General features: G+C 68.0%; 7 protein-coding genes. All 7 read left to right on the forward strand.

The genetic code is table 11. The annotated features are described in order from the left end of the window. Position 1 precedes the first annotated feature (1 nt). The 7 genes from JOZ06_RS18640 to JOZ06_RS18670 are packed head-to-tail and all read left to right on the forward strand — an operon-like array spanning position 2 to position 7,139. Positions 2-886: a UbiA family prenyltransferase gene (locus JOZ06_RS18640; RefSeq protein ID WP_293235202.1), complete on the forward strand. Its 885-nt coding sequence runs from the start codon at positions 2-4 to the stop codon at positions 884-886. 4 nt (positions 887-890) lie between these two features. Continuing rightward, a complete protein-coding gene (locus JOZ06_RS18645) occupies positions 891-1,820 on the forward strand; it encodes a hypothetical protein (RefSeq protein WP_293235204.1) in 930 nt (309 codons plus the stop codon). After that, positions 1,817-2,932, forward strand: coding sequence for a polyprenyl synthetase family protein (locus JOZ06_RS18650; protein WP_293235206.1), 1,116 nt, complete (start codon positions 1,817-1,819; stop codon positions 2,930-2,932). The genes JOZ06_RS18645 and JOZ06_RS18650 overlap by 4 nt, the downstream gene beginning before the upstream one ends. A gap of 26 nt (positions 2,933-2,958) precedes the next feature. Next, the gene (locus JOZ06_RS18655) at positions 2,959-4,167 is read left to right on the forward strand and encodes an SDR family oxidoreductase (protein WP_293235208.1); all 1,209 of its coding nucleotides are present in this window, start codon (positions 2,959-2,961) and stop codon (positions 4,165-4,167) included. Further along, positions 4,148-5,176 (forward strand): methyltransferase domain-containing protein, encoded by a 1,029-nt coding sequence (locus tag JOZ06_RS18660; RefSeq protein ID WP_293235209.1) that lies wholly within the window; start codon positions 4,148-4,150, stop codon positions 5,174-5,176. The genes JOZ06_RS18655 and JOZ06_RS18660 overlap by 20 nt, the downstream gene beginning before the upstream one ends. Then, the gene (locus JOZ06_RS18665) at positions 5,173-6,228 is read left to right on the forward strand and encodes an alcohol dehydrogenase catalytic domain-containing protein (protein WP_293235210.1); all 1,056 of its coding nucleotides are present in this window, start codon (positions 5,173-5,175) and stop codon (positions 6,226-6,228) included. Before JOZ06_RS18660 ends, JOZ06_RS18665 begins: the two co-directional genes overlap by 4 nt. After that, positions 6,225-7,139 carry an NAD(P)-dependent oxidoreductase gene (locus JOZ06_RS18670; RefSeq protein ID WP_293235211.1) on the forward strand — a complete coding sequence of 305 codons (915 nt, stop codon included), beginning with the start codon at positions 6,225-6,227 and terminating at the stop codon, positions 7,137-7,139. The genes JOZ06_RS18665 and JOZ06_RS18670 overlap by 4 nt, the downstream gene beginning before the upstream one ends. Positions 7,140-7,294 lie beyond the last annotated feature (155 nt).

Here is a 7,294-nt window from a genome sequence, read left to right on the forward strand (position 1 = left end):
CATGAATCTACGTGCTTTGAGTATCGATACCGCGGGCTTCATCGCCACCAACCGGCTGCATATCGCGCTGATGCCGGTGGTGATGACCGCTTTCTGGAACCAGGCGCTCGGTTTGCCGCTCGGTTTCGGCTATTACCTGATGATCGTGCTGACCACGGCCGGCGGCTATTTCTACAACATCTACACCGACGCCGAGGAAGACAGCGTCAACTACAACCGCCGCTATCGCGTGTTGGACCGCAATGCCCAGACCCGGGCCCTGATCGCCGTCTGCTTCATCGGCGGCTTCCTGCTATCGCTGTGCGCCGGTTGGCGTTTTGTGCTGTACGGCGGCGTCGTGCATTGGCTCGGCACGTGCTACAGCCGGCCGCTGCCCTTCCGATACCGGGGCCGGTCGCTGCGCATCAAGGAAATTCCGGTGCTGAAGAATCTGTACGCCGGCCTGTTCTGGTCGCTCGCGCTGGTGTTGACCCCTTATCTGTATGCCGGCGCGACGCCCGGGGCGGCCGCCGTGCAGGCCATCGCGCTGAGCTTCCTGCTCGATTACTTCGTCGAGCTCTTGTGGGATATCCGCGATATGCCGGGCGACGCCAAGGCCGGCTTCAACACGGTGCCGCTCTGGGTGGGCGAGCGGGCGACCTATGGGCTGCTGGGTCTCGTGCATCTATCGACCTGCGCGCTGATGGCTTGGGGCGCGGTGTCCCGGGTGCTGACGCCGGGCTGCCTGTTGTTCGCCGTGGTGCATCTGCCCGTCGGGCTGTGGTTTCTCGCCTGGTTCCGGCGCCAGCCGGAAAAGGACTGGGCTTCTCATTGGTACATCTTGTACGGCGGTAGTCTGTTGGCGGCCGGCATGGTGTGGACGCGTTTTTTGACCCTGGAGAGTTGATGGGATGAGCATGCCATTCAAGGCCGCGCAAGCGTGCGCGACGGCGGCCCTGCGTCATTACCTGCCGCAGCGGGAGGACATGGACTGGCTGGCCGAGGTGGTCGACCGGCCGCGCTTCGGCTGGGACTGGCCGGCGCTGGAGCAGGGTTTTTTCGAACCGATGCGCGCCTGGGCGGCGCGCCACGATGCCCGGTTGAAGCCCGTGCTGGCCGGGCTGTTGATCGACGCGCTGGGCGGCGACAAGCGCCGGCATCCGGCGCTGTTGGCCGCGCTGGAATTCAGCCATCTCGCCTCGTGCATGCTGGACGACGTGCATAACGGCCGCGATTTGGCGGAAAGCCAGGGCGAGCAGCTGACCATGCCGTTGCCGGTATGGGTCACCGTCGCCTACAACGCGCGCCAACTCGCGCCGGTATTGGTGATGCGGCGTTCTCCCGAACTCGCGCCCGCCGATCGTTTGCGCCTGGCGCGGCATTACCTGTTTCAGCAACACCTGGGATGCCTGTTCGACATCTGGGGTGTGGAACAGGGGTTGGCGCACGGCTCGCTGCTCCATTACCTGACGCATTTGAGCAATTACTGCGGCGCGCCCGGCTTTGGGCTCGCGGCGGCGACCGCGGCGGTGGCCGCGGGGCTCGACGACGGCGGCGTGGCCGAGCTCAGGCAGGCGGGCATCGCGCTGGGGGTGTCGCTGCGGCTTCGGGCACTGGCCGAGGGCGAGGACCGCGCCATTCTGTTCGCCGGCCGGCGTTCGGTCGAACCCGGCATCCACTGGCGTTTCGCCTGCGACCGGCAGGTGTTGGCCGATAGCGCCAAGCGGCTTGACGATGCCGCCCGTTATGGCGCCGAGCGGCTGTCGCCCGCGGCCGGCGCCGCCTTGTCCGATTTCCTCGATGCGCTCGCCGCGCCGATTGCCGGAGATAAGTTGTCATGAACGCAGCCGCCCAATATTGCGACGATTTCCTGGCCGACATGGCCCCCGTGCTGGCCGACCAATACCGGCAGTGGTATCCGTGGTGCCGCGAAACCGTGCTCGCCACCATCGACCGGCTGGCGAGCAAGCCCTTTTTGGAAGACGCGCTGGGGGTGCCGCTATCGCCCTCGATGTTGCAGGCGGTCCGCGACGCCTGGCTGATCCCCTACCGTGCCTACCACTTGCGCATCGGCAAGATGCTGCGGCCGTTTCTGGTGTGCAGCGTGATGCAGGCGTTCGAGCGCGATCCGCGTTCGCTGCCGTCGGTGGTGGCCATCGCCGAGATCATTCACGCGGCGTCGCTGGTGCTCGACGACGTGGCCGACGATTCGCCGTTGCGCCGCGGTGGCCCGACCGCGCATCGCATGGTCGGCGTCTGCGTCGCCGGCGCCGCCGGATCGGCCTGGCTCAATGTCTATCTCAAGCTCTTGACCGCCCCGGATGCCGGCCTCGCCCCGGCGCAGGCGCAGTCGCTGGTCGATCAGATCGCCTGGGAGCACTGGGTCACCGGCATCGGCACCACCATCGACACCACCTGGCCCTGGATCGGCCGGCTGGACGGCACGCCGGCCGAATATCTGCAGTCGGTGGTGCACCGTTCCACCTCGTACACCTACCGGCTGCCGTTGAAGATCGGCGCCATCGCCGCCGGCGCGACGCCCGATCAGGTGGCGCGGTTCGCCGCGCTGGGCGAGGAGCTGGGCATCGCCTTTCAAATCATCGACGACATCCTCAACGTGCAGCCGGGCGACGACAAGTGGGGCAAGGTGCTGGCCGAGGACATCACCCAAGGCAAGATCAATCTGCAAGTGCTGTTGGCGTTGGAGCGGCTGCCGTCCCCGGCGCGCGACGAACTGATCGATATCCTGCAAAGCCGCACCGACGACCCTGGCCGGCTCGGGCGCGCGGTGGCGCTGATGCAGTCGAGCGGCGCCTTCGACGCCGCGCGCGACATTGCCCTGCAGTATGTCGCCAATACCCAGACCCTGGTGGCGGAGATGGATTTTCTCAACCCGATCGATCGCGAGCGCTTGGCCGCCTTCGTCGATTATGTGATTCACCGCAGCCGCTAAGCGGCGTGTCTTGGGGGCAAGAACCCATGAATGACAAGTTGAACAGGTTCAATGGCGCGATCTTGATGACCGGCGTGACCGGCGGGCTGGGCAGCGCGCTGCTGCCGCGCCTGTTGCGCCGCTATCCCCATTGCGAGGTGGTGGCGTTGATCCGCGGCGCGGACGCCAGCGAGGTCAATGCCCGTCTGGCCGAAGCGCTGGATTTCGGCGGCCTCGCGCCCGCCGAGCGCGCGCGCGTGTCGGCATGCCGCGCCGATATCGGTCAGCCGCGGTTCGGGTTGGATGCCTCGGTCTGGCACGCGTTGGCCGAGCGCACCGTGCGGGTGTTCCACCTGGCGGCCAGCGTCGATTTCGGTTTGCCGCTCGCCGCGTCGCGCGCCGCCAATGTCGATAGCACCCGCCAGGTGCTGGATTTCGCCGATGCCTGCCTGCGCCAAGGCGGCAGCGATTTCCGCCTCAATTACGTCTCCACCGCCTATGTCGCCGGCACGCGGCGCGGCCGGCTCGGCGAAAACGAGCTCGGCTGCGGTCAAGGGTTCTGCAACGCCTACGAGCAGTCGAAGCTGGAGGCGGAAACGCTGGTGACGCAGGCGCGCGAGCAGCTGCCGGTCACCATCTACCGCCCGAGCCAGATCATCGGCGAGACCGGCAGCGGCCGCATCCGCAAGTTTTTCGGCTACTACGAGTTCGTGCGCCTGGCCGCGCGCGACAAGATCCCTCTGCTGGTGGTCAATACCGCCGTGCGGCCCGATTTCGTGCCGACCGACTATGTGTGCGAGGCGATGCTGCATCTGGGCGAATTGCCCCACGCGCTCGGGCGGACCTATCACCTGACCGCCGGCCTGGCGCGAAGCCCGAATTTCGGGCTGGTGTTCGGCTCGATGTATCAGGAGCTGGCGGCGTGGCTGCCGCCGGGGCGCGTGCTGGAGACGCCGCGCATGTTGTCGGCGCGCGAGCTGTCGCAACGGGCGACGGCGCAGGAGCTGCAGCGCTTCCGCCGCAGCCCGGTGAAGTTCTTGCAGCGCACCTATCACTCGTACCTGGAAGAGGAGCGCGACTTCGATTGCGACGCCACCCAGGCCACGCTCGCGGCGGCCGGCATCGTGTTGCCGGATATCGAGACCGTGCTGCGCCAAAGCACCCGTTATGCGCTGGATGCCCGTTACGGTCGAGCGCACGCCGCGAGAAACGTCGATGAGGTCGAGGAGCCGAGCGATGCGCCGCAAATTGCTTGAAATTCTACGTTGCCCGCTGTGCCGTGGTCAGTTGCGGCTGATGGGCGAACAGACCTGCGACCCGCGCGGCGTGCAGGAGGGCGAGCTGGCCTGCCGCGCCTGCCAGCGCCATTACCCGGTGGTGCAGGGCGTGCCGCGGCTGATGCTGCAGGACGGTTTGGTGCCCAAAAGCCGCTCCGGCTTCACCTATCAATGGAAGAAACGTCAGTTCGGCCGCGCCGAGCGCCGCACCGTGATGTACGGCTACGAAATCGGCAAGTTCATGGACTGGTTCGTGGGCGAGTTCACGCCGGGGTTGAGCGGCTGCGCCGACGGCGCTTGGCTGCTGGATGCCGGCTGCGGCAGCGGCGAGAAGGCGAGCGAGCTCGCGCGCCGTTTTCCGCAGCATCAGGTGGTGGCGATCGATCAGTCCAACGCCATCGCGCGCGCCGCATGGGAAAACCGCGATCTGCCCAACCTGTATTTCGTCCAGGCCAACGTCTGGTATCCGCCCTTCGCCGAACATAGCCTGCAGTTCGCCATGAGCATTGGCGTACTGCACCACACGCCCGACACCTTGCGCGCGTTTCGCGCCGTCGGCGCCTTGGTGGCGCCCGGCGGCGACTTCATGACGTGGCTGTACCCGCTACCCGAGGAAGACAGTTTCTGGGCCGGCCTGTACCGTCAGCGCGACTGCCATTTCCTGCGTCTTGGGCATCGGCTGCCGCATTGGCTGACCATCGCCTTGTGTCATCTGTATGTGACCGCGCTGTTCCCGCTGGTGTTGCGGTTTTTGAAAGCGCAATACCTGGTGAACAAGGACCGCTTCCCGATTTATCCGGACCGGCCGTCCTTGGCGTCGCTGTATCGCAGCGCGGTGTTTCTGTCGTTCGACAACGTGATGCCGCCGCATCAATTCCGCCACGGCCGGCGCGAGGTGGCCGCATGGTATCGCGCGCAGGGGTTCGGCGCGGTCAACGACGCCTATCCGGGGTTTTTCCACGCCGTCCGCGCCATGGCCGCCCCATGAGCACGATGCGCGCGGTGGTGTGGGCGGGGCCGCGGCAGCTCAGGCTTGCCGAGGTGGCGCAGCCTCGGCTCGTCGCGCCGGACGATGCGCTGTTGCGGGTGCGTCATGCCGCGACCTGCGGCACGGACCTGCATATCTACCGTGGCGCGGTGCCGGACTTCGAGCCGGGAACGGTGATCGGCCATGAGTTTGTCGGCGAGGTGGCGGCGGCGGGCCCGGCGGTCCCCCATCTGCGTCCGGGGCTGCGGGTGCGTTGCAGCGATTTCGTCGCCTGCGGCCAGTGCGGCGCTTGCCGTCGCGGCGGGTATGCGCAGTGCCTCGGCCGGCGGTTGTTCGGTTTTTCCGGCTTGCAGCCGCGACTGGACGGCGGCATGGCCGAGTTCGTGCGCGTGCCCTGGGCCGGTACGGCGCTGACGCCGCTGCCGCCGGACGCGGACGCGCGCGCCGGGCTGCTGGCCGCCGACGTGCTGCCGACCGCCTTGTCGGCGCTGGCGCGCTTGCAACTTGCGCCGTGGGAGCGCTTGGCGGTGGTCGGCGCCGGCCCGGTGGGTACGTTGACCGCTTTCCTGGCCCGGGCGCGCGGTGTGACGCCATTATTGCTGGAGGCGAGCCCGGCGCGGGCGGCCAGGGCGCGCGCCGTGGGGCTCTCGGTGCGAGAGGTGGCGGCGCGCATGCCTTTGTCGGATAGCGCCGCCGATCTCCTTGGCCGGTTCGATGCCGCGGTCGATGCCGTGGGCGGCGAGCAGGGATTGCGCTCGGCGTTGGCATTGCTGCGCCCGGGCGGGCGCGCCGCCGGCGTGGGCGTGCAGGCGGGGCCATTTGCCGTGGACTGGGGCGCGTTGATGCAGCGCCAGATCAGCCTGCATTTCGTCATCGGCGATCCGATCGGCCAGCGAGCCGAGATCGATGCCGCCTTGCCGTCGTGCCGGCCGGTGCTGGACGCCATGTTCCCCGACCGTTTGCCGCTGGCGGCGGTGCCGGACTATTTCGCCGCCCTGGAACGGCGCGAGCGTTTCAAGGCGGTGGTCGAAATCGCCGAGGAGGGACAATGAGCACGCCGGCGCTACGCGGCACGGTGGCGCTGATCGGTTGCGGCGCGATGGGGGCGGCGCTGGGGCAGCGGCTGCTGGCGCGGGGCTGGCGCTTGCGCGTCTACAACCGCAGCGTGGGCAAGACGCAGCCGCTCTCGGCGGCCGGGGCCAGCGTCCACGATAGCCCGCGTTCGGCGATCGACGGCGCGCATTGGGTATTGTCGGTGCTGACCGACAGCGCAGCGCTGCGGGCGGTGCTGATGGGGCCGGAGGGCGTGCTGGCGGCGCCGGCGCGAGGGCGTTGCCTGATCGATCTGGGTACGCATTTTCCGGCCGAGCTCGTGCCATTGGCCGCCGAGGCGGCGTCGCGCGGCTGGCCGTTGGTGGAGGCGCCGGTGACCGGCAGCGTGCACGACGCCAGTCACGGCACGCTGAATTTTCTGGTAGGCGGCGCGGCGGCGGACGTGGCCTGGGCGCGGCCGATGCTGGAAGCGCTGGGGCGGGCATTGTTTCATTTGGGGCCGGTCGGCGCCGGCAATACCGCCAAGCTCGCGCTCAATTTGCTGGTGGGGCTGATGGCGGGGGGATTGGGCGAGGCCATTGCGTTGTTGCGGGCGCACGGCTTGGACGTGGCGCGTTTTCTGGTGGCGCTCGATGGCAGCGGGCTTGCGTCGCCGCTATACCGGCGGCTTGGCCAGCGCTATCTGGACGGCGATCACGCGCCGCGTTTTTCGCTGGCCAATCTGGAAAAGGACCTAGGCTGGGCCAGGCGCCACGCCGAGGCCAGCGGGCTCGCGCCGCGGCTGGCGCCGGTGTTGTGCGATCTGTTGGCGCAGTTGCCGGCCGAGGCCAAGCCGCTCGATTATTCGGCCTTGATCCGTCACCTGGCGGCGCGGGCAAGCGTCATGGCGGGAGTAGGGAGTGGGGAGTAGGGAGTGGGACGTAGCGTGCGTTCGCGCAGCAACGCACGTTTCAACGCACGGTGACACCGGGTTCGGGGAGCGTTCGCTCCCCGCCTCCAGGTTAGGGTGTTAATCGGCGGTCAACACCAAGCATCCCGCCACCTCGCGCAGGCGCGCGGCGTTTT

This window comes from Paludibacterium sp. (assembly GCF_019232825.1).
GTDB lineage: Bacteria > Pseudomonadota > Gammaproteobacteria > Burkholderiales > Chromobacteriaceae > Paludibacterium.